Consider the following 20,482-nt stretch of genomic DNA (forward strand, 5'->3'; position numbering starts at 1 on the left):
GACCGTCATGAACGCTCGGCTTCACCCCGTCATGCAAGTTCCCGTTCTCGAAACCGAGCGCCTTGTGCTTCGTGGCCACCGGGCCGGCGACTTTGAAGCCTGCGCTGCTCTGTGGGCCGATCCAGAGGTCACGCGGTTCATCAGCGGAAAGCCGTCCATGTCGGAAGAGTCGTGGGGGCGGCTTGTCCGCTATGTCGGCCATTGGGCGCTTCTAGGCTTCGGCTATTGGGCGGTCGAGGAAAAGGCGAGCGGCGGGTTCGTCGGTGAAATCGGCTTTGCCGACTACAAGCGCGACATCGAGCCTTCGCTCGCGGGCGTGCCGGAACTTGGCTGGGTGATCTCTCCGCGCGTCCATGGGCGGGGTTACGCCACCGAGGCAGTCCGCGCCGCCATCGCGTGGGGCGACAAGCACTTCGGCGCCATCCGAACCGCGTGCATCATCAGCCCGGAGAACACCGCATCGCTTCGTGTTGCGGAGAAATGCGGTTTTCGGCAATTGCTGGCGACGACCTACAAGGACAAGCCGACGGTCATGTTCACGCGAGGCGCTTAAACCGGCGCCCCTTTGATCAGCGCGTCGACGCCGTTGATGATGAACTGAACCGCAAGCCCGGCGAGGATCACGCCAAGCAGGCGGCTCAGCACGATGTTGCCGGTGACGCCGAGAAGGCGCGAGACACGCTCTGCCCCGAGGAAGACGTAGAAACAGCTGACGACGCCGAGCGCGATGAGGATGAGGAGCGAGCTGAGATAGATCACGTTCCCATTCGCGCGTCCTGCCAGCAGGATCACGGCGGTGATCGCGCCCGGGCCCGCCATGAGCGGAATCGCAAGTGGGAAGGCGGCGACGTTGCGGATGTGATCTTCGGTAATCGCTACATCCGCCGTGTGCTGCTTGCGCTCATTGCGGCGCTCGAACACCATCTCGAACGCGATCCAGAACAAGAGCAGGCCGCCTGAAATACGGAAGGCCGGAATGCCGACGCCGAGGAGCCGCAGCAGCAATTCCCCGCCCAGTCCGAAGAAGGCCAGAATGCCGAAGGCGATGATCGAGGCTCGCAAGGCCACGCGCTTGCGCTCCTCGGCGTTCATGCCGCGCGTGAGCGAAATGAAGATCGGCGCAAGCGCGGGGGGATCGAGGGTCACGAGGAGCGTGACGAGCGCGGCGGAAATGAAGTCGAAGAGCATGGGCTGGACCTGATCGGGCTCAAAGGCTTTATTGTTCGCATTCCCTCGCACGAAGCCGGACCCACTTTTGCGGAGGATGCTCTAGGTTTATGGCCTTGTCCGAATGATTTGGCGAGAGGCTAAGTGAAACGATGTTCACGGTTTTGGATCGCGTCAGCTGGCCGGGCTCGCCGGAAAAGCCGAACGAGGATTCCTGCGGGGCCTCCGGCGATTGGGCCTGGGTCATCGACACCTCGATCTTTCCTGGCACGTCTGCCCTCATGGGCAAGGGCAGCGATGCGACGTGGCTTGCGGGCTTTGTCAGCGAGCGCCTGTCCGATCTTGCTCCCAACGCGGAGAGCGGTGTCGATCTCCTGCGGCACGTCATGGCGGAGGCCCACACCACCTTCATGGCCGTCGCTCCGCAAGAGCGGCATGATTTCGTCACCTGGCCCGTAGGAGCCATGACACTCGTGCGCCGCCGGGGCGCTGAGCTTGACGTGTGGACCTTTGCCGACACGACCGCCTTCGTCCACCACCCTGACGGCACCGTGCTGACTGTCGGGGAAGCGCCCGAGTTGCGTCAGTTCGAGATGGCGAAGGCACGCGAACTGCTCGATGCGAGCGGCGCAACGCCGAAAAACATTACGGAAGCTCCGCTGTTCCAAGCCTGGCTTGCCGAGCGCCGCCAGCGCCAGAAACAGGGCAGGGGGCTTGCCCTCCTCGGTCTCGACCCGACCGCCGCCGACCGCGTGCGGCACCAGACGGTGCCATGCCCGGAAGGCTCGACCATCCTTCTCACCAGCGACGGCTTTTCGGCACTGGTCGATCTGTATCAGCAGATGGACGCCAAGGAATTGGTGGAAACGGCCATGACCTTCGGCCTGGAGCGCCTCGCCGAAACCGCGCGGAAAATCGAAACCGAGGTCGATCCGGCTGGAAAGCTTTATCCGCGCTTCAAAGTCAGCGACGACACGACGGCGCTGCTGCTGCGGGCCGCCTAATGCAGAAATCGCGCCAGTGGTCCCTAAAGGATCATATTCTTGCCGGATTTGACATCGTACAAAGTTACGTTGTCACTTTCTCCGCATCTATCCTTCTCGCGATAAAGTCCGGACCCTATCATGTTTGCTTCTCGTCTCTTTGCAGCCCTCTTCGGCCTTTGCGTCGCTTTGCCAGCTTCAGCTGCTGAAGCAACGGTTCAGGGGCGAGACCCCGTCATAACCGTCCTCGGAAAGGGGACATATGAGATCAAGCCCGATCTGGCTCGTTTCAATGTAGTATTGACGACGGAGGAAAAGGCCATCGATGCGGCCGGAAAGGCGCACGAGGTGCGTGCAACGCAAGCTCTCGCATTGCTTCAGGGCCTCAAGGCAAGCGGCGTTGAAATCGAAAAGAGCAGCTTCCGAATCGATGAAAAGCGAGTGCAGCAGGCATTGACGGAGACGCAAATTCGCCAAGGTCGGAGGCCCGAAACCGTTGTGGCAGGGTATGTCGCGAAAAGTGTCTTCTCGCTTAAGACCGCGGCTCTCGACAATCTGAATACTCTCGTCAGCAAGCTTGCGGAGTCGGGGCTTTTCGAGATCGACAGCGTCCGGTTCCACGTCGTTCAGGATCGTGCAGCGCTCAACCAAGCGCGCCGTTTGGCCATGCTCGACGCCCGGGAACAGGCGCGAGCCTATGTGGAGCCCGTCGATCTAGAACTCGGATCCATTGTGGCGATCACGGATGGCGAGGCTGCGCCACTCATGGGGGAGGCTGACCTGCCGGCCCGAAGGGCCCCCTCGGGGAGTTACTCCCTCCAGATCCTTCCGCCAGCTACGGTTTCCTTCATCGCGACCGTCAATGTGACGTGGCGGATCACGCCTCGATAAGGCAATCCGTTGCCGCTATTCTGTACTTCAGGTGACTCCCAGAATTTTGGACGCGCACGCTGATGCCTCTCAACGACACCGATTTTGCCGAAATCACCGCGTGGCGGCGGGAGTTGCATCGCTATCCCGAGGTCTCGGGGCGGGAGGCGGCAACGGCCCGCCGCGTGCAGGATTTTCTCGCGCCGAGCGCGCCCGATCAGGTGCTGAGTGGCCTCGGCGGGCATGGGGTTGCGGCGGTCTTTGCAGGCCAAGCGCCGGGGCCGACACTGCTCGTCCGCTCCGAACTCGATGCGCTGCCCATCGAGGAGCTGACAGGCGCGCCGCACAGCTCGACTGTTCCGGGCGTGGCGCATCTGTGCGGGCATGACGGGCATAGCGCCATTCTGGCGGCTGTGGCACGGGATCTGGGACGGAAGCGTCCCCAGCGGGGCCGGGTCGTTCTGCTCTTCCAGCCGGCTGAGGAGACCGGCGCGGGCGCGGAGGCTGTCGTCACCGATCCGCGCTATGCCGAAATCCGGCCCGACATGGCCTTCTCGCTTCACAATGCGCCGGGTCTTCCGTTCGGCCATGCCGCCATCGCCCCCGGACCTTTTGCCTGCGCGTCGCGCGGCATGCGCATCATGCTGACCGGCAAGACCGCTCACGCCTCCATGCCGGAAACCGGCATTTCGCCTATGCGCGCCATTACGAGGCTGATGCCTGAGTTGACGGATCTTGGGCGCGGCGGACCACTCGATGCCGGGTTCACCATGGTCACGATCACCCATTCTCGCATGGGCGAGCCGGCTTTCGGCGTTGCGCCGGGCTATGCGGAGATTTTCGCCACCTTACGCACCATCACCGATGCCGGGATGGAAAAGCTTCGCGAGGAGGCAGAAGCGCTCGCACACGAGGCGGCCGAGGAGGCCGGCCTCGATATCGACATTACCTATGAGGACGTTTTCGCAGCCAGCATGAACGCGCCGGAGGCGGTCGAGGCTCTTCGCGCGGCGCTGCTCACGGAAGGCGTTCCGGTGACCGCAGAGGGCCTTCCCATGCGCGCTTCGGAGGACTTTGGGCGCATCGGCCAGACCGCGCCTGCGGCGATGTTTCTGCTTGGAGCCGGAGAGACCTATCCGCGCGTGCACAACCCGGACTACGATTTTCCCGATGCGTTGATCCCCATCGGAACGAAGGTTTTTCTGCGGGCGATCCGCGATCAGCTGGGGCAGGAATAGCGCGGCAATCCGCGCTACGAGGTCGACTCGACCGGCAGGCTTTCCTGGGTCGCAGGCAGACGTCCTCCGGCCTTCACGAGAGCCGCGATCCGCTGCTCGATGCTGGGATGCGTTGCGAACAAGTTCGATGCGCTGGTGCGGGGATTGTCGAGGCACATCTCCATCACGCCGGACGGCGCGCCTTCGATGTCGCTATGTGCCTCAATCTTCAAAAGCGCCGAGATCATCGCGTCGGGATTGCGGGTGAGCTCCACCGCGCCCCCATCCGCGAGATATTCCCGTTGCCGCGACAGCGTAAAACGGATCACACGGGAAAGTCCCCAGGAGATGGCAACGCACGCGAGAGCCACGAGCACAAGGATTCCCCCGCCTTTGCTTTTGCCTGAGCTGCTGTCTCGGCTCGAGCCGCTCCCGAGGCCGCGAAAGATCAGCTCCCCAACGAACGATAGGATGCCGACGACGAACACCGCGATGATCATCATGCGCACATCGCCGTTGCGGATATGCGTCAGTTCGTGAGCGAGAACCGCTTCGAGTTCTGCATCGTCGAGCGTATCGAGCAGGCCGCGCGTGATAGTGATGGTGTATTGGTCGGGTCTCACGCCGCTGGCAAAAGCGTTCAGGGCAGGGGTTTCGATGATCCGCAGATGCGGCATGCTCAGGCCGCGCGACAGGCAGAGATTTTCGAGCAGATTGTAGAGCCTCGGATTCGTCGATCGCTCCACATGCGCAGCGCCCGTCACGAGCGCGAGGGCGAAGGTGTTGATGCGAAGGCCGATCCACACCCAGCCGGCTGCCACCGCCGTCGTGAACGGCATCAGCCACAGGCTGTCGATAAAGGCCCGGCGGATCGCCTCCTCATAGCTGCCGAAAGCCTCCTCCGCCCGCAGCAACAGCGCGAGAGCGAAGGCCATGAGGTAAAACAGAAGGACCAGGCCGACGATCAGAAAGGCCGAACGGCGGCGGTTCCGGGCAATCTGCGTATAAAGGCCGAAAGCGGGCAGCACGGCCTTAGAAGGCTACCTTGGGAGGTGCGTCCAGCGTTTGGCGTTGTGCCTCGCCGAGGTCGAAGAACTCCCTCGGAGCAAAGCCCATGGCTCCGGCGAAGAGGACGGCGGGGAAGGACTGGATCGCGGCGTTGTATTCCGCCACGCCGTTGTTGAAGAACCGCCGCGCCGCGGCCAGCTTGTTCTCGATATCCGACAGGTCCATCTGCAATTGCTGGAAATTGGCGCTGGCCTTGAGGTCGGGATAGGCCTCGCCGAGAGCCAGCAGCCGCCCGAGCGCGCCGGAGAGAGCGCCTTCCGCGGCCGCCTGTTCGGTCGGATTGCGGGCCTGAAGGGCCGCGTTGCGGGTCTGCACCACGGCTTCCAGTGTCCCGCGCTCGTGGGCGGCGTAGCCCTTCACGGTTTCAACCAGATTGGGAACAAGATCGTGCCGCTGCTTCAGCTGTACGTCGATATCGGCGAAGGCCTGAGTGACGCGCTGCCGCAGAGTCACGAGGCCGTTATAGACCCCGATCCCGTAGAGCAGGACGAGGACGACGATGCCAGCAATCACCCATTCCAAAGCCAGACCCTCCAACGATTTTTCGAGACATCGCACGGCTTGGCCGTTTGACTCAAGGGCCAAGTTTCCTAGGTCAACCTGTTGGAGGGGGGATCGCCACGTCGCGTCCGACACATCCGACATTGCCCCCCTGGGCGGCCGGGTGTTATAGCCCGCCAGACAGCATTCAAAGGGTTTGGCCATTCATGTCGGTCGATCAGAAGACGGTTCGGCGCATTGCGCATCTGGCGCGTATTGCCGTGACGGACGAGGAGGTGCCGCACCTCCAGGGCGAGCTTAACGCCATTCTTTCCTTCGTGGAGCAACTCAACGAGGTGAATGTGGACGGCGTGGAGCCCATGACCTCCGTGACGCCCATGACCATGAAGAAGCGCCAGGATGGCGTGACCGACGGCGGCTACGCGAACAAGGTCGTCCAAAACGCCCCCTCGACGGAAGATAGCTTCTTCCTCGTGCCCAAGGTGATCGAGTAGGCCTTAGAGCCCCTTTGACCCGTCCCGGAGCGATCCGGGGATCGCCTGAGATTTGAGGGCGTCGAAGCGACGCCAATTGAGAGATCAAGTCCCGTGACCGAACTGACCCATCTCACCATTGCCGAAGCCCGCGACGGATTGAAGGCCAAGAGCTTCTCCGCAACGGAACTGGCCAAGGCCCACATCGCCGCCGTCGAGAAGGCGAGGGCGCTCAACGCCTATGTGCTCGAGACGCCGGAGCACGCGCTTTCCATGGCCAAGGCTTCTGACGAGAAGATCGCCAAGGGCGAGGCACGGGCGCTGGAAGGCATTCCGCTCGGCATCAAGGATCTGTTCTGCACCGAGGGCGTCGTTTCGACCGCGGGCTCGAAGATTTTGGGCAATTTCAACCCGCCCTACGAATCCACTGTCACCAAAAACCTCTGGAATGACGGCGCGGTGATGCTCGGCAAGCTCAACATGGACGAGTTCGCCATGGGCTCCTCCAACGAGACCAGCGCCTTCGGCCCCGTGGTGTCGCCCTGGCGACGCGAGGGCTCGAATGTGAGCGCGGGCGCATCCGGTGCGATCGAGGGCACACATCTCGTGCCCGGCGGCTCGTCGGGCGGTTCGGCGGCGGCGGTGGCGGCGCATCTCTGCCTCGGCGCAACCGCGACCGATACCGGCGGCTCGATCCGCCAGCCGGCGGCGTTCACCGGCACGGTCGGTATCAAGCCGACCTATGGCCGCGTGTCCCGCTGGGGCACGGTGGCTTTCGCGTCGTCGCTCGATCAGGCCGGACCGATCACCCGCACGGTGCGCGATGCTGCGATCATGCTGCGCTCCATGTCCGGGCCGGATGCCAAGGACACCACTTGCGTCGATCTGCCGGTGCCGGATTACGAGGCTGCCGTCACGCGCGGCGTGAAGGGCCTGAAGATCGGCATTCCGAAGGAATACCGTGTCGACGGCATGTCGCCGGAGATCGATGCCCTCTGGGCCAAGGGCGTCGAGTGGCTGCGTCAGGCGGGCGCCGAAATCGTCGAAGTTTCGTTGCCGCACACCAAGTATGCGCTGCCCGCCTACTACATCGTGGCGCCAGCAGAAGCCTCCTCGAACCTCGCCCGTTATGACGGCGTGCGCTATGGCCTGCGCGTTCCGGGCAAGGACATCGTCGACATGTACGAGAAGACCCGCGCCGCCGGTTTCGGCCGCGAGGTCAAGCGCCGCATCATGATCGGCACCTATGTGCTCTCGGCCGGCTATTACGATGCCTACTACGTCCGCGCGCAGAAAATCCGCACGCTGATCAAGCAGGACTTTGAGAAGGTCTATGCGTCCGGTGTCCACGCCATCCTCACCCCCGCGACCCCGTCGGCGGCCTTCGGCATCGGCGAGAAAGGTTCGGGCGATCCGGTCGAGATGTATCTGAACGACATCTTCACCGTGACCGTGAACATGGCGGGCCTGCCGGGCATCGCCGTTCCGGCGGGTCTCGACTCACAGGGGCTGCCGCTTGGGCTCCAGCTCATCGGCCGCGCCTTCGACGAAGAGACCCTTTTTGCCGTCGGTCAGGTGATCGAGGACGCAGCGGGCCGCATCAAGCTGCCGCAGCCCTGGTGGGCTTAAAAAGCGGTGGCGCCTCCCGTCATCCCGCTCTCGGTCTGGCTCCTCGGAGCCTTCGACCCGGTGCTGATCGTGATTGCTGTCTGGCTCGGCTGGAAGGCCGATCAGATCGGCAAGGTGTTCATCGCCGCCATCGCCGCGCTGGCGGTGTCGGTCATCACCTCTTGGCTGATCCACAGCATCGGTCTGCCGTGGATCGCTCCCATCGGTCAGGACGCGCCGACGCTTCTACCGATCCGCTCAGTGGCGGCGGTGGTCTGGGCCTTGGTCGGGTATTTCGCCCGGCGATGGTCCAAGCGATGAGGCGAGGGCTCAGGCCGTCACGTGGCCGAGTCCCAGGATGTTCGCGATTTCATCCAACGTGGTCTTCTCGGCGTCGCTGACGGCGACGCCGCCGATGCCGAGAAAGCCGCCCTCCGTGCTCGCCTCGGCGGTCTTTTGAGCGACGGTCAACAGCCATCTCTTGAAGGCCGGTGCGTCATCCGGTGCTTTCTGGTCGAGGATTTCCGCGACGGCCTGAAGCTCGCTTTCCGCCTTCGCTTTCGCATCGGGAAGTGTGCTCCCTTTGAAGCGTTCCTGAAACGCGTTCTTGATGGCGTCTCGCGTCGCGGGGTCGGCAATGTCGTCGGCGACCGCTTTCACGAGCGGGTTGGCGCTCTCGTCATGCTGCGCTTCCAGCACCGCCCATCCGCCCGCCATGGATTCCTTCAAAAGACCCCAGATGCCGCTGGGTTCTGCGGCGGTGATCGCGATGCCCGCGACCATGGGGCTGCCTGCCACGTGCGCCCATTCCTCAGGCGTGAAATTGGCTTTCGTGGACATGTCGAAAGCTCCTCGATGCGATCAAGATTTCCTCCTGGGCGAACCGGTCGCTAGGAGCTTTGTTCCGTAATACCGAAAAACTCTTCAAGACCGCTTTTGCCGGTGGGCGTGACGGCAAGCGCCCGGCTGTCCTTGATGCGCTCCACCCAACCTAATTCGAACATCCGCGCACAGAGCGCCGCGCCGAGACGTCCGGCGAGGTGAGGGCGGCGCTCGCTCCAGTCGAGGCAGGTGCGGCAGAGTGCGCGGTGGTGGCCACGTCGCTCTTGGAGATCTATGCCGAGATCGCACAGGAAGCGTTGGCCCTCGTTCGTCACCGCGCCTGCGCTCTCCGACAACACGATGTAATTCTTCTCCGTCAGCGCATCCGCGACGGCGATGCCGAGACGGCCAGCGAGATGATCGTAGCAGGTGCGGGCGTTGCGCAGGGCCTCGTCCTTGGGACCAAGCGGGCGATGGCGCTTGGGGCCAAAGGAGGCGACCGACATCAGTGCCTCGATAGCCTGCGCCACTTCCGGCGAAGCTAGCCTGTAATAGCGATGGCGGCCCTGTCGCGTCATCGCGATCAGGTTCGCTTCGCTCAGCTTGGCGAGATGTCCACTCGTCGTTTGCGGACTGACGCCGCTGTGCCAGGCGAGTTCGCTCGCAGTGAGCGCCCGTCCGTCCATGAGGGCGGAGAGAATGTTCGCGCGGGCGACATCGCCGATCAGGGCGGCGATTTCCGCGAGCGTGTTGCCTGAAACCATGGATGCCATGGACTGATCATAGGCCTTATAAACGTCCGGGTCAGCACAGGACGTTTCGGCCGTCGCCGAAGCGTTCCAAGAGGACTTGCGCCGAGCGCCATGACACTGTGCTCGCATCACCCCGAAACGAACGGAAAATGTCCATGGCTCCCGATTCATCGAAGACGCCGCGCTATGCCGTCGAACTGGCGCTGCTGGCGGCGCTCGCGACCCTTTGGGGCGCGTCCTACACCTTCATCAAGCTCGGTATCGAGACGATCCCGCCCGTCACGCTCATTGCCGGGCGCACCATTATCGCGGGCGCGGTACTGCTGGTCATCCTGCGTCTGCGCGGCATCACGCTTCCGCGCGATGCGGCGAGTTGGCGAAACTTCGCCATTCAGGCCTGTCTCAACAGCGTCATCCCCTTCACGCTCATCGCCTGGGCGGAAAAGTCGGTCGATGCGGGGCTTGCGGTGATCCTGAACTCCATGACCCCGGTCTTCACCTTCCTCATCACCCTCGTCTGGTCCCGCCACGAGCCCACGACCTTTCGCAAGATGGCGGGGGTGTTGATCGGCCTTTCGGGAACCTGCGTCATCGTCGGCGCGCAGGCCTTCACGCATATCGGGCAGGAGTTGGTGTCCCAGCTCGCCGTAGTGCTGGCGACGGTCTGCTATGCCGGGGCGGCAATCTTTGGACGCAACTTCAAGGACCTCGATCCCATGGCCCCGGCGGCGGGCTCGCTTGTCGCTGGAGCGGCCATGCTGATCCCGGTCAGCCTCATCGTCGACCGGCCCTGGACGCTGTCGCCCTCGGCCTCGTCGATCATGGCGCTGGCCGGCCTTGCGGTGTTCTCCACCTCAATCGCCTTCGCTATCTATTTCAGGCTCATCAGGACGCTCGGCTCAGTCGGGACGACCGCGCAGGCCTATCTCCGCGCGCCCATCGGCGTGGCGATTGGAGCTTATTTCCTCGGCGAGCGGCTGAGTTCCTCGGCCTGGATCGGCCTTGCCTGCATCTTGGTCGGCGTGGCGCTGATGACGATTCCGCGAAGGGAGAAGGCACCGGTTCCGAAATTGGCGTGACTTGGGAGCGGCGTCAGGCTGCAACATAAGAAAAAGGGCCGTGGCAATGCCGCGGCCCTTCGCGTTTTCAAATGTGCTGTCCGATCAGACGAACGGAAGTCGTCGGCGGCAAATTGGGTCTTCGTCGTCCACATGTGTGGGCGCGCTGGGTGGCGCCCTAAGACGTTGCGCCTCATGCGGAGGCGCAACGAGAGGACCTGACTTTCGCCAGGCCCTCAAAGAGATCGCTTCTATTGATTGGGAGTGGTCGGGTTGCCGGTGTTGGGCGACATGGGGGTCGCGGGCGCTGACGTCGGCGGCTCCGGAGCCGTGCGCGGTTCGGTCTGCGTCGGTGTGCTGCCCGTCGTCGTCGGTTCGCGGTTGCCGCCGCTATAGAAAAGGAAGGCCAGCAGACCAAGGGCGACAACAAGACCGGCGATCAGATAAGCAAGAGTGTTGGAGCCTCGCGTTTCCGTCTCATAAAGATCAGCATCGCGGTTGTAGAGATTAGGTTCCCGATCCATAGGATCCATAGCCATTGTCTACTCCTTGCCCGTTTTGTAGGTGTGTCAACGCTCAAGGGGAGATGCGGTTTCATTCCGGCTTGGCCATGAACTTGAAAGATCATAAGAATATCATCGTTTATCTTGACGCTGGCGAGGCTGTTCTGGGCGGGTGTTCGGATTGAAAGGGGTTGACCCGGACGGGTGGAGGCTCTTACTCCGGGCATGAAACGTTGAGAGATGAAGGCGCGAAGGTCATGAACGCTCCGGTCAATCCGAAGAAACTCATCAAGGGCGCGACAGGCGATTGGGAAGTCATCGTCGGCATGGAGATCCATGCCCAGGTGACGAGCCAGGCGAAGCTGTTTTCCGGTGCCTCGACGGCTTTCGGCGGCGACCCCAACAGCCACGTCTCGCTTGTCGATGCGGCCATGCCCGGCATGCTGCCCGTGATCAACGAGGAATGCGTGCGTCAGGCCATCCGTACGGGTCTCGGGCTGAAGGCTGAGATCAACCTGAAGAGCACCTTCGACCGCAAGAATTATTTCTATCCGGATCTGCCCCAGGGCTACCAGATCAGCCAGTACAAGAGCCCCATCGTGGGCGAGGGCGAGGTCATCGTTGACGTCCCGGAAAGCGGTGAGACGATCACGGTGCGCATCGAGCGCCTGCACCTCGAGCAGGATGCGGGCAAGTCGATCCACGACCTGCACCCGACCATGAGCTTCGTCGATCTCAATCGCTCTGGCGTGGCGCTGATGGAAATCGTGTCGAAGCCGGACATCCGCTCGTCGGACGAGGCGCGCGCTTATGTGACCAAGCTGCGCACGATCCTGCGCTATCTCGGCACCTGCGACGGCGACATGGACAAGGGCAACCTGCGCGCGGACGTGAACGTCTCAGTGCGCCGTCCCGGCGAGCCGTTGGGCACGCGCTGCGAAATCAAGAACGTCAACTCCATCCGCTTCATCGGCCAAGCCATCGAGGTCGAGGCGCGCCGCCAGATCGGCATTCTGGAAGATGGTGGCACCATCGACCAGGAAACCCGCCTCTTCGATCCCGGCAAGGGCGAGACACGCTCCATGCGCTCGAAGGAAGAAGCGCACGACTACCGCTACTTCCCCGATCCGGACCTGCTGCCGCTCGAATTCGACCAGGCTTATGTGGACGATCTCGCGCAGCACCTGCCGGAACTGCCGGACGCCAAGAAGGCGCGTTTCATGGGCGATTATGGCCTCTCGGCCTACGACGCGAGCGTGTTGGTGGCCGAGCGCGCCTCCGCCGATTATTTCGAGGAAGCCACCAAGGGCCGCGACGGCAAGGCCGCCGCGAACTGGATCATCAACGAACTGTTCGGACGCCTGAACAAGGAAGGCAAGGACATCTCCTCCTCGCCGGTTTCCGCCGCGCAGATCGGCGCGATCATCGACCTGATCGGCGAGAACGTGATCTCCGGCAAGATCGCCAAGGACCTGTTCGAGATCGTCTTCACCGAAGGCGGCGACCCGCGTCAGATCGTCGAAGCGCGCGGCATGAAGCAGGTCACCGATACCGGCGCCATCGAAAAGGCCATCGACGAAGTGATTGCCTCCAACCCGGACAAGGTGGAGCAGGCGAAGGCGAAGCCGACGCTACTCGGCTGGTTCGTCGGCCAGGTCATGAAACAGACCGGCGGCAAGGCGAACCCGCAAGCCGTGAACGAGCTTCTGAAGTCGAAGCTCGGCATCGAGTGATTGAAACGGCCCGGTGATGACATCGCCGGGCTTTTTCTTTTCGGGCATGTGAAATCATGACCGCGCAGCAGCCCAATCCCTTCGCGCCGCACTGGCTGATCCGCGACATCGTCATCGGATCGCATATTCCAGCCGCGGGGCCGGGCAATTTGCTGTTCATCGGCGATTCCATCGTCGAGGGTTTTTACTGGAACCGCGTGGCCGCGCTGCCGGTCGTCAATGCGGGCTATTCAGGCATATGGACCGAGGCGCTGGAGCCGAAGGTGCCGCGCCTCGTGGAAGCAGCGAAGCCGCGTATCGTCGCGCTGCTCGTCGGCACCAACGATGCCAAGAAGGGACAGACCGAAAGCGGCCTCGATGCGGTTATCGACGTCTTTTCGCGCACGGTGCGCCAGGCTGTGAGTGCGGGCGCGCCGGTCATCGTCGTCACGCCGCCGCCGGTCGAGACAAGTAAGCGCCTTACAAACTTCTATTCGGTCGAGGCCATGAGCCTCCTCAGCCGCCGCATTATGAGTATCGCGGAGGGCGAGGGAGTGCATGTCGTGGACATGCACGGCGCCTTTGCAGCCGAGAACGGCGATGCGAAGGCGGGCGTGACGACCGATGGCGTCCACCTGTCGGCCCAGGCCTATCGCGCCATGCACGATATGCTGGAGCGCAAGATTGCACATCTCACGGATCGCACCTGACGATCCGCGTGGGGTTGGCAACACGCCTGACCTGCCCTAATATTCGCCCACGGCTGAAGTCTCAGCCGGTTCTCATCAACCCGCAGCCGAAGGAGGCGTCACATGGCTCTGCCTTGCTCATGCGCACGCGCGCGCCTTCACCCCATTCACGTTGCAGGTTTCGATGAAACAAATCACGCTGGCTCTTGTCTGGCTGACAATTAGAATTGACATTCTCCCGGCTTTTGAACGCACGCCGAAAACACACTCCACGACACGTCTTTCTCCCTCCGCGCTGAGAACCATGCTCGGTACGAGACTGAGCCACCATTTGCTGAAGGACATCGGCGGAGACAGAGGGGCGCAGGACTGACCGGTATCTTACGGAAATTCATAGACCGAGACCTTATGCATCCCGGTCAGCTTCGGGGACTTCGTGCCTTCGCTCATGCAGCGCGTCGCGGCAATGGATTGCGACGCGCAAGGTGCGAGGTCGGCTGCTTTCGATAAAAAAGCCGATGGGCTAAGGTCGGTCACCCGATATCGCGAGGTTGATTCATGTCCGCACGCTTCGAACTCCATGGCACGTTTCTGTCCGGTCCGACCTACAAGGTCGGCCTCGCGCTGTCCCTTGCGGGTGAACCTTTCGATTATGTGCATGTGAGCTTGCGTGACGGCGAGCATAAGCAGTCCGCCTACATGTCGAAGCAGCGTTATGGGCAGGTGCCGCTTCTCGTTGACAGGTCGAACGGGCGCCAGCTTTGCCAGTCCGCTGCGATCCTCGAATACCTGGCTGACAAGCTTGGCAAATTCGGCGGCGCCACGCTCGATGAGCGCCTGGAAATCCGCGAATGGCTCTTTTGGGACTTCGACCGCCTCGCGCCGCCGATCTATCGCACGCGGGCGATCAAGGCCGGCTACCGCAAGGGCGGGCCGGAAATCCTTGAAATGTACGCGACGGAAGCGCCGCTTGCGCTTGGCGTGCTCGACAAGCACCTTGCCGGTCGCGATTGGATGGTCGGAGAGGGCGTCTCCATCGCCGACATCGACATTTTTGGCGTGCTGACTTACGCGGCCGAGGGCGGGTTCGACCTCAGCGCGTATACCAATATTGCCGCCTGGATGAAGCGCATGGAAGCGCTGCCGGGCTTCGGCGCGCAGCCGGGGCTTCTGCCGCAGGCCTCCCGCGAGGCCGCATGAGCGCGTTGTCGTTCCGCGAGGCGACGGCGGATGATCTGGAAGCGATCATCCGCCTGCACGAGGAAGACGAACTCGGCTCGCACGGCGACGCCTGGACGCCGGAGAACCGGCCTGCCTATGAGGCTGCGTTCAAGGCCATTGCCGCGAGCGCCGAGAACAAGCTCTTCGTCGCCCTGCAGGATGGTGAGATCGTCGGTACATTCCAGCTCACCTTCATTCCCAACCTGACGAGCCGAGGCGCTTTACGGGTGAAGGTGGAGAGCGTGAAGGTGAAAGCCGCCAAGCGCTCCCTCGGCATCGGCGCTCAGATGATCGCCTTCGCGGAGGAGGAAGCGCGCAAGGGCGGGGCGGCCATGTTGGAACTGACCTCCAACAAGACCCGCAAAGAGGCGCACCGCTTCTACGAGCGCATCGGCTTCTCGCGCAGCCACGAGGGGTTCAAGAAGAAGTTTTGACTGGGCGCCGCGGAGCTTATGCCGTGGTTCAAACGCCCGCTTCAGGGCGGCAGCGGAACCAGACGACTTCATCTTCTTGATTGAGGACAACATCGGTGAATCTTGCGCCCGTCGTCAGACACCGCAGGTGAAAGCCACCTTTCAACTTCACCTCGGAGCAGAGTTGATCAAGCTCTTGATCATCGTCCGGCCATGAGGAGGCGTCGGTAAAATAGGGGCGGTAACGCTCGAACTTGGACGTGTCGAGCAAGCGCCCATAAGTCCACGGAAAGTCGATCGCCTTGACCGCTATTTCCGCGATGGCTTCGCCACCAAGCTCTAGGACAAGCCGCTCAGGGAAATGCTCAGGAGGCGGCGCGGCAAGAGCAACGATCCGTTTCAGCCGGTTCCACATCCTGAGGCTCGTCCGAAGGGACGCGTGCGTGACCGTTTATCTATCACGCACGCTGTCGTCTTAAGCCTTCCCAGCCTTTAGGCGCTTGTTGCACTCGCTCCAGAACTGCGGCCACTTCGCATCCTTGGCGACGGCGCCCTTGGCCTTGGCTTCCTTCCATTCGGCGCTGCACTTGTGCATCCGCTCGCGGGCGGCGAGTTGGCCGGCGGTCGGCTCTTTCTTCGGTGCATCCTGAGCCAGAGCCTCGAGCGGCCAGGCGAGCGACAGCACGGTGGCGGCGGCAAGCGCAGTGCGGAGAACGCGGTTCGTCATCAAAAAACTCCCAGATGCCGTCGGAACGGCGGCTAGGGTTCATCTCATAGTGAAATATTGAAACATGCAAGCGCGGCCGGGGAGGCATGCGGCCTATCCACCGGATTTCGCCTGGAGTCGTGCGCCGATCGATCATATGTCTTAAGTTCCGGCATCAGACGATGTCACGAACTTGAAGAGGCGTTTTATGGCGGGTTCCGCACAACAGCCCATCGATCTCTATTACTGGCCGACTCCGAACGGATGGAAGATCTCCATCATGCTGGAAGAGACGGGGCTGCCTTATACGGTCCATCCGGTGAACATCGGCAAGGGTGACCAGTTCAAGCCGGAATATCTGGCGATCTCGCCCAACAACAAGATGCCCGCCATCGTGGACCCGAACGGGCCGGGCGGCCAGCCGATCTCGGTGTTTGAATCCGGCGCGATCCTGCAATATCTCGGTCGCAAGACCGGCCAGTTCTATCCGCAGGACGAGCGCAAGCGGGTCGATGTCGATCAATGGCTGTTCTGGCAGATGGGCGGTTTCGGCCCCATGCTCGGCCAGACGCATCATTTCCGCATCTATGCGCCGGAAAAGATCCCTTACGCCGTCGACCGCTACACCAACGAGGCCAACCGGCTCTATGGCGTCCTGAACAAGCAGCTTGCGACCCGTGAATTCGTGGCGGGCGAGTATTCCATCGCCGACATGGCTATCCTGCCCTGGGCGAAGCTGTGGGAGCGCCAGGGCCAGAACATCGAGGACTTCCCGCACGTGAAGCGCTGGCTCGACACCGTGCTCGCGCGTCCCGCAGTCCAGCGCGGCATCACGGTCAGCGCCGAGGAGCGCGGCAAGACCGACCTGACGGACCCGAAGGTCCAGGCGGTCCTGTTCGGACAGCGGGCGCGGTAAAGGGCCTGTCATGGCCGGGCATGTCCCGGCCATCCATCCCCGATCCGGTCTCTAATTCACCTTCGTCCAGGTCTGCGAACGGCAGATCAGGCCGCCGAAAACGCAGCCGGAGAGCTTCATGGCCTGGCCTTGGAAGCTCATCTTGCCCGTATAGGTCTTGCCGTCCTTGTAGTTGTAGAGTTGGCCGGAAAATCCGTCGCCGGCGGGCTGGATGTCGGTGATCATGTGGACGCCGACGAGATTGCGGCTGCGCAGAGAGGCATCCGGGTTGTTCACGTCCTTGGCCTCGCCCTGGACGCTGACGATGGTGCCACAATAGGCCGAGCCGCATTTGGCGATCTTCACGCGGGTTTCGCCGCTTTCGCTGAGGTAGGTTCCGCTGGGATCGGCGGGCTGAGCGTTCACGGCCCCAGCAAGAAGAAGCAGGCCGAGGCCGGCAAGCGTGGCGGATTTCATGATTCACTCCCGAAGTGCCGGTCTTCATCCTGACGCCGGCTCTTTCGAGAACATTAGCGCATTTTTCGGGAAAAGGGAGATTGCGGTCTTAAAGGGGGCTCGAGCGTTTCCCTTTCGCAAGGGGCTTCGCAGGCGCGAAAAGGCGCTTGAGAGGGGCCGGAAGCGCGGCTATAAGCGCGGCACTTTCCACATTTTGACCTCAAGAGTGAACAGTCATGGCCCTCGAGCGCACTTTTTCCATCATCAAGCCCGACGCGACCGCCCGTAACCTTACCGGCGCGGTCAATGCCGTCATCGAAAAGTCGGGCCTGCGCATCGTGGCGCAGAAGCGCATTCTCATGAGCCGCCGCGAGGCTGAGACCTTCTATGCGGTCCACAAGGAGCGTCCCTTCTTCGGTGAGCTCGTGGACTTCATGATCTCCGGCCCGGTCGTCGTGCAGGTTCTCGAAGGCGAGGGCGCGGTGCTCCGCTACCGCGAGATCATGGGCGCCACCAACCCGGAGAGCGCTGCTGAGGGCACCATCCGCAAGCTCTACGCCAAGTCCATCGGCGAGAACTCGGTGCACGGCTCGGACAGCACCGACAACGCCAAGATCGAGATCGCCCAGTTCTTCTCGGGCAACGAGATCGTCGGCTAACGCCGACCTTGGCCCCCGCCTGGGTGACTATAAGACCTCAAAGGGCCGCCTTCGGGCGGCCTTTTCTTTTCCAGGGCTCACCGCCATCATGCGCCCGCCATGAATCAAGCTCCCCGCATCGATCGCCGCACCTCCGTTTGCCCGCACGATTGCCCGTCCTCATGCTCGCTCGACGTGGAGGTCATCGATGGCCGGTCCATCGGTCGGGTGCATGGGGCGAAGACCAACAGCTACACGGCGGGCGTGATCTGCGCGAAGGTGGCGCGCTATGCCGAGCGCATCCATCATCCCGACCGGCTGCAATACCCGCTGAGGCGAACCGGGCCGAAGGGTTCTGGGCAGTTCGAGCGCATTTCGTGGGACGAGGCGCTCGACATCGTGGCCAATCGGTTTCTGGCGGCCGAGCGCGATTTCGGGGCGCAATCCGTCTGGCCCTATTACTACGCGGGCACGATGGGCTTCGTCATGCGCGACGGCATCAACCGCCTGCGGCATGTCAAAAAGTATTCGGGCCAATATTCCACCATCTGCACCACCATGGCTTGGACCGGTTACATCGCCGGGACGGGCAAGCTCGCGGGGCCGGATCCGCGCGAGATGGCCGTGTCGGATTGTGTGGTGATCTGGGGCACGAACCCGGTGCACACCCAGGTCAACGTGATGACGCACGCGATGCGCGCCCGCAAGGAACGCGGCGCGAAGATCGTCGCCATCGACATCTACATGAACGCCACCATGAAGCAGGCCGACATGGCGCTGCTCGTGAAGCCGGGCACGGACGGCGCGCTCGCCTGCGCGGTGATGCACGTGCTCTTCCGCGACGGCTATGCGGATTGGGATTATCTCGAACGCTACACCGACCATCCGCGTGAGCTGGAAGAGCATCTGAAAAGCCGCGATCCGGTCTGGGCCGCCGCAATCACCGGGCTCTCCGTCGAAGAGATCGAGACCTTCGCCAAACTCGTGGGGGAGAGAAAGCGCACCTATTTCCGCCTCGGCTACGGCTTCGGACGCCAGCGCAACGGCGTCGTCAACATGCACGCGGCGGCTTCCATCGCGGCAGTGACGGGAGCCTGGAAATACGAAGGTGGCGGCGCATTCCACAACAACGGCGCGATCTATCACTGGAACAAGGCGCTGATCGAGGGACATGACGCCATCGACCCCACGATCCGCAGACTCGATCAATCGCAGATCGGCCGCGTGCTGACAGGCGATGCGACGGCTCTCTTCAATGGCCCTCCGGTGAAGGCAATGCTGATTCAGAACACCAATCCGGTCTCCGTCGCGCCGGAGCAGGAGTTGGTGAAGTCGGGTTTCTTGCGGGATGACCTGTTCGTCTGCGTGCACGAACAGTTCATGACCGAGACGGCGCTCATGGCCGATATCGTGCTGCCCGCGACCATGTTCATGGAGCATGACGATTTCTACCAGGGCGGCGGGCATCAATATTTCCAGCTGGGGCCGAAGCTGATCGACCCGCCGGGCGAGTGCCGCTCGAACCACGAGGTCATCCGCGATCTGGCGAAGCGCCTCGGCGCGCAGCATCGTGGGTTCGAGATGGCGCCGCGCCAGATCATCGACTGGACGCTCCAGAACTCCGGCTGGGGCACGCTGGAGAACCTGGAACGGCAGATCCATGTGGATGCGCAGCCCTCCTTCGAGGAGGCGCATTATCTCAACGGGTTCGGCTATCCGGACGGCAAGTTCCGCTTCAAGCCGGATTGGACCAAGGTGCCCAACAAGAATAACGGGCCGATGGGGCCGTGGGCCAAAATGCCCTCGCTGCCGGATCATTGGCCCGTGATCGAGGAAGCAACGGAGGACTACCCCTTCCGCCTCGCCACAAGCCCGGCGCGAAACTTCCTCAATTCCACTTTCAACGAAACCCCGACATCGCAGGCGAAGGAGGGGCGACCGGAGGTGATGATCCATCCGGATGATGCGGAAGCGCTCGCCATCGCAGACGGCGATTGGGTGAAGCTGCAGAACCAGCGCGGCGAGGTCTTTTCGCGGGCACGCTTGTTCGATGGTGTGCGGCGTGGCGTCGTGATCGCGGAGTCGATCTGGCCGAATGCGGCGCATCCTTTTGGACGCGGCATCAACACGCTGACTGGCGCGGATCAACCCGCGCCCTATGGCGGCGCGGCCTTTCACGACAACCGCGTTGCGGTGAACAAGCAGGCGCCTGGAGGGGAATGGGAAGCCGCGACATCGGCGAAAGCTTAAGGGTATCTTCCTCGCCCCTTGATCCTGCGAAGCCAAGCCTATCCTTAAGATTGATAGGTTCGTTTCGCCCTCGGGGTTTCCCATGACATTCATTCTTCGCACGACGCTCGCCGCTGCCGCGATTGCGGCCTCCGTAACAGCCGCCTTTGCCGCCGCCTCCACCACGCCGACGGTGTATCAACCCGATCCGGCGCTGAAGACCGCGAGCCTCAGCGAGTTGCAGGCGCGTGTGCGCCAGGCCTGCTCCGTGACCCAGGCGCGGATGCAAAGCGTCAGCGAAGTCTCGCTCTCCCGCAAATGCGATTGTTACGCGGGACGCACCATGCGCTCCTTGAGCAGCGATGAGGTGCAGGCCTATCGCGACACGGGCGTTTTCAACGACGGGGCCCGCGCGAAGGCGTTCGGCGCCATCGACGCCTGCAAGCTGCAGCGGCCGACGCTGTAATCCGTCCGCGATTTCCATTCGATCTGGGAGGTGTC

At 62.7% G+C, this 20,482-nt stretch carries 25 protein-coding genes; 16 read left to right on the forward strand and 9 right to left on the reverse strand.

Annotated elements, in window-relative coordinates; all coding sequences use genetic code 11:
- Positions 1–7 precede the first annotated feature (7 nt).
- Entirely contained in the window at positions 8–553 is a 546-nt protein-coding gene (locus tag HB375_RS11275) for a GNAT family N-acetyltransferase (protein WP_205800143.1), read from the forward strand.
- Here the strand turns inward: HB375_RS11275 and HB375_RS11280 are convergent.
- Positions 550–1,188, reverse strand: coding sequence for a MarC family protein (locus tag HB375_RS11280; protein WP_167673069.1), 639 nt, complete (start codon positions 1,186–1,188; stop codon positions 550–552). The genes HB375_RS11275 and HB375_RS11280 overlap by 4 nt on opposite strands.
- A gap of 131 nt (positions 1,189–1,319) precedes the next feature.
- On the opposite strand from HB375_RS11280, the gene HB375_RS11285 reads away from it, so the two are divergent.
- The 3 genes from HB375_RS11285 (at position 1,320) to HB375_RS11295 (ending at position 4,258) form a co-directional block, all read left to right on the forward strand.
- Positions 1,320–2,171: a SpoIIE family protein phosphatase gene (locus HB375_RS11285; protein ID WP_167673070.1), complete on the forward strand. Its 852-nt coding sequence runs from the start codon at positions 1,320–1,322 to the stop codon at positions 2,169–2,171.
- A 120-nt stretch (positions 2,172–2,291) separates the two neighbouring features.
- Entirely contained in the window at positions 2,292–3,041 is a 750-nt protein-coding gene (locus HB375_RS11290; RefSeq protein WP_167673071.1) for an SIMPL domain-containing protein, read from the forward strand.
- Positions 3,042–3,103: 62 nt separating this feature from the next.
- Positions 3,104–4,258 carry an amidohydrolase gene (locus HB375_RS11295; protein WP_167673072.1) on the forward strand — a complete coding sequence of 385 codons (1,155 nt, stop codon included), beginning with the start codon at positions 3,104–3,106 and terminating at the stop codon, positions 4,256–4,258.
- A gap of 14 nt (positions 4,259–4,272) precedes the next feature.
- Here the strand turns inward: HB375_RS11295 and HB375_RS11300 are convergent, their stop codons facing one another.
- Positions 4,273–5,265: a M48 family metalloprotease gene (locus tag HB375_RS11300; RefSeq protein ID WP_167673073.1), complete on the reverse strand. Its 993-nt coding sequence runs from the start codon at positions 5,263–5,265 to the stop codon at positions 4,273–4,275.
- 4 nt (positions 5,266–5,269) lie between these two features.
- Positions 5,270–5,833, reverse strand: coding sequence for a LemA family protein (locus HB375_RS11305; RefSeq protein ID WP_167673275.1), 564 nt, complete (start codon positions 5,831–5,833; stop codon positions 5,270–5,272).
- 179 nt (positions 5,834–6,012) lie between these two features.
- Here HB375_RS11305 and gatC point away from each other — a divergent pair, with 179 nt between their 5' ends.
- From gatC to HB375_RS11320, 3 genes are all read left to right on the forward strand, one after another.
- A complete protein-coding gene (gatC, locus tag HB375_RS11310; protein WP_167673074.1) occupies positions 6,013–6,300 on the forward strand; it encodes an Asp-tRNA(Asn)/Glu-tRNA(Gln) amidotransferase subunit GatC in 288 nt (95 codons plus the stop codon).
- A 93-nt stretch (positions 6,301–6,393) separates the two neighbouring features.
- The gene (gatA, locus tag HB375_RS11315) at positions 6,394–7,908 is read left to right on the forward strand and encodes an Asp-tRNA(Asn)/Glu-tRNA(Gln) amidotransferase subunit GatA (RefSeq protein ID WP_167673075.1); all 1,515 of its coding nucleotides are present in this window, start codon (positions 6,394–6,396) and stop codon (positions 7,906–7,908) included.
- A 6-nt stretch (positions 7,909–7,914) separates the two neighbouring features.
- Positions 7,915–8,208, forward strand: a complete 294-nt coding sequence (locus tag HB375_RS11320; RefSeq protein WP_167673076.1) for a hypothetical protein — start codon at positions 7,915–7,917, stop codon at positions 8,206–8,208.
- Positions 8,209–8,217: 9 nt separating this feature from the next.
- Here the strand turns inward: HB375_RS11320 and HB375_RS11325 are convergent, their stop codons facing one another.
- Both HB375_RS11325 and HB375_RS11330 read right to left on the reverse strand, forming a co-directional pair.
- Positions 8,218–8,727: a hypothetical protein gene (locus HB375_RS11325; RefSeq protein ID WP_167673077.1), complete on the reverse strand. Its 510-nt coding sequence runs from the start codon at positions 8,725–8,727 to the stop codon at positions 8,218–8,220.
- Between the two features lie 50 nt (positions 8,728–8,777).
- Positions 8,778–9,482, reverse strand: coding sequence for an ArsR/SmtB family transcription factor (locus HB375_RS11330; RefSeq protein WP_246728445.1), 705 nt, complete (start codon positions 9,480–9,482; stop codon positions 8,778–8,780).
- A gap of 134 nt (positions 9,483–9,616) precedes the next feature.
- On the opposite strand from HB375_RS11330, the gene HB375_RS11335 reads away from it, so the two are divergent.
- Positions 9,617–10,540 (forward strand): DMT family transporter, encoded by a 924-nt coding sequence (locus HB375_RS11335; RefSeq protein WP_167673078.1) that lies wholly within the window; start codon positions 9,617–9,619, stop codon positions 10,538–10,540.
- 230 nt (positions 10,541–10,770) lie between these two features.
- On the opposite strand, the gene HB375_RS11340 is transcribed toward HB375_RS11335, so the two are convergent.
- Positions 10,771–11,058, reverse strand: a complete 288-nt coding sequence (locus tag HB375_RS11340) for a hypothetical protein (protein WP_167673079.1) — start codon at positions 11,056–11,058, stop codon at positions 10,771–10,773.
- Positions 11,059–11,279: 221 nt separating this feature from the next.
- Here HB375_RS11340 and gatB point away from each other — a divergent pair, with 221 nt between their 5' ends.
- From gatB to HB375_RS11360, 4 genes are all read left to right on the forward strand, one after another.
- Positions 11,280–12,755, forward strand: a complete 1,476-nt coding sequence (gatB, locus tag HB375_RS11345; protein ID WP_167673080.1) for an Asp-tRNA(Asn)/Glu-tRNA(Gln) amidotransferase subunit GatB — start codon at positions 11,280–11,282, stop codon at positions 12,753–12,755.
- A 56-nt stretch (positions 12,756–12,811) separates the two neighbouring features.
- Complete coding sequence (locus HB375_RS11350; protein ID WP_167673081.1) at positions 12,812–13,444, forward strand: SGNH/GDSL hydrolase family protein; 633 nt, start codon at positions 12,812–12,814, stop codon at positions 13,442–13,444.
- 537 nt (positions 13,445–13,981) lie between these two features.
- Positions 13,982–14,623, forward strand: a complete 642-nt coding sequence (locus tag HB375_RS11355; protein ID WP_167673082.1) for a glutathione S-transferase family protein — start codon at positions 13,982–13,984, stop codon at positions 14,621–14,623.
- On the forward strand, positions 14,620–15,078 hold the full coding sequence (locus HB375_RS11360; RefSeq protein ID WP_167673083.1) for a GNAT family N-acetyltransferase: 459 nt from the start codon (positions 14,620–14,622) through the stop codon (positions 15,076–15,078). Before HB375_RS11355 ends, HB375_RS11360 begins: the two co-directional genes overlap by 4 nt.
- 28 nt (positions 15,079–15,106) lie before the next feature.
- On the opposite strand, the gene HB375_RS11365 is transcribed toward HB375_RS11360, so the two are convergent.
- Entirely contained in the window at positions 15,107–15,472 is a 366-nt protein-coding gene (locus HB375_RS11365; RefSeq protein WP_167673084.1) for a hypothetical protein, read from the reverse strand.
- Positions 15,473–15,532: 60 nt separating this feature from the next.
- A complete protein-coding gene (locus HB375_RS11370) occupies positions 15,533–15,784 on the reverse strand; it encodes a hypothetical protein (protein WP_167673085.1) in 252 nt (83 codons plus the stop codon).
- 187 nt (positions 15,785–15,971) lie between these two features.
- On the opposite strand from HB375_RS11370, the gene HB375_RS11375 reads away from it, so the two are divergent.
- Complete coding sequence (locus HB375_RS11375) at positions 15,972–16,679, forward strand: glutathione S-transferase N-terminal domain-containing protein (RefSeq protein WP_167673086.1); 708 nt, start codon at positions 15,972–15,974, stop codon at positions 16,677–16,679.
- Positions 16,680–16,730: 51 nt separating this feature from the next.
- Here the strand turns inward: HB375_RS11375 and HB375_RS11380 are convergent, their stop codons facing one another.
- Positions 16,731–17,135 carry a DUF2147 domain-containing protein gene (locus HB375_RS11380; RefSeq protein WP_167673087.1) on the reverse strand — a complete coding sequence of 135 codons (405 nt, stop codon included), beginning with the start codon at positions 17,133–17,135 and terminating at the stop codon, positions 16,731–16,733.
- A 215-nt stretch (positions 17,136–17,350) separates the two neighbouring features.
- Between HB375_RS11380 and ndk the strand changes: the two genes are divergently transcribed.
- From ndk to HB375_RS11395, 3 genes are all read left to right on the forward strand, one after another.
- On the forward strand, positions 17,351–17,773 hold the full coding sequence (gene ndk, locus HB375_RS11385) for a nucleoside-diphosphate kinase (protein ID WP_167673088.1): 423 nt from the start codon (positions 17,351–17,353) through the stop codon (positions 17,771–17,773).
- Positions 17,774–17,872: 99 nt separating this feature from the next.
- Positions 17,873–20,002, forward strand: coding sequence for a molybdopterin-containing oxidoreductase family protein (locus tag HB375_RS11390; protein ID WP_167673089.1), 2,130 nt, complete (start codon positions 17,873–17,875; stop codon positions 20,000–20,002).
- Positions 20,003–20,084: 82 nt separating this feature from the next.
- Positions 20,085–20,447 carry a hypothetical protein gene (locus HB375_RS11395; protein WP_167673090.1) on the forward strand — a complete coding sequence of 121 codons (363 nt, stop codon included), beginning with the start codon at positions 20,085–20,087 and terminating at the stop codon, positions 20,445–20,447.
- Positions 20,448–20,482 lie beyond the last annotated feature (35 nt).

The sequence above is a fragment of the Microvirga terricola genome, assembly GCF_011777495.1.
Classification (GTDB): Bacteria; Pseudomonadota; Alphaproteobacteria; order Rhizobiales; family Beijerinckiaceae; genus Microvirga; species Microvirga terricola.